Origin of the sequence: Neisseria sp. HMSC075C10 (assembly GCF_001815615.1) — a bacterium.
Classification (GTDB): Bacteria; Pseudomonadota; Gammaproteobacteria; order Burkholderiales; family Neisseriaceae; genus Neisseria; species Neisseria subflava_A.
The window spans coordinates 1-947 of record NZ_KV821249.1; the positions used below are offsets into that span (position 1 = coordinate 1).

Sequence of the window (947 nt, forward strand, 5' to 3'; positions counted from 1 at the left end):
TCGCCTTTGCCTTCTTTCAACCAGCCGGCAGAAACCAGAGCAGAAGTGCGTTTAGAGAAGTCGTAGTCAGCACCAACGATAACTTGGTTGTAAGCGCTGTTCTCTTGTTTCACGCCTTCTTCTTTAGCTTTGAAGCCGTGAGCGTAAGAAACACGAGGAGTTACGTTGCCGAAGCGGTAAGCAGCAGTTGCACCAACTTCAGTACGTTCGTTTTTCTTAGCACCAGCTACGTCAGCTTTGAAGCCTTCGTATTGACCTACAACAGCAACCATCAGGTTGTTAGCATCGTAACCAGCAGTCAGACGGTGAGCTTGGTGATCTTTGTAAGTACCAGCAGCCAAATTATTGTTGCGGTTGAATACTTTCAAGTAATCAGCAGTCAAGTCAGCACGTTTAGCATAAGAACCAGCATAGCGACCGAAGAAGCCAGAGTTTTCGTAGTTCAGACCCAAGTCGTAAGACTCGCGGCTTTTCACAGTGTGAGTATATTTGTCGCTAGGGTTAGCATTGTCACGTGGTTGGTATTGTACGCTTGCGCTGAAACCACCAAATACAGGGGTATCGTAACGTACAGATACTTTACGAGAATCTACACGTTTGATTTTACCCAATTGCAGAGCATCTTCGTTAGCTGCACTAGATTCCCAAGGGTCGAAGCTGTCGCTGCTGTTGCTCAGGGCATTATCCAAGTTACCGGCACGAAATTTACCGAAACCGCCTTCCAAGCCCAAGAAAGATTCACGGTTAGCGAAACCAGAGTCACCACCGGCGATAGAAGTTTTTTGTTCAACTTGCCAGATAGCATTCAGGTTGCTACCCAAGTGTTCGTGGCCTTTGAAACCGATGCGAGAGCCGAAGTCAGCAATCTCAGTAGCAGTTTTAGAAGAAGTCTTACCCTCTTTTACTTTAGAAATTTCTACGCCAGCTTTAATTTGACCGTACAGAGT

At 46.4% G+C, this 947-nt stretch carries 1 protein-coding gene; it reads right to left on the minus strand.

All coding sequences use genetic code 11. The features are described from left to right. Window positions 1–947, minus strand: a 947-nt coding sequence (gene porB / locus HMPREF3047_RS03215) for a trimeric porin PorB (RefSeq protein ID WP_070712174.1), incomplete at both ends; no start/stop codon positions are given.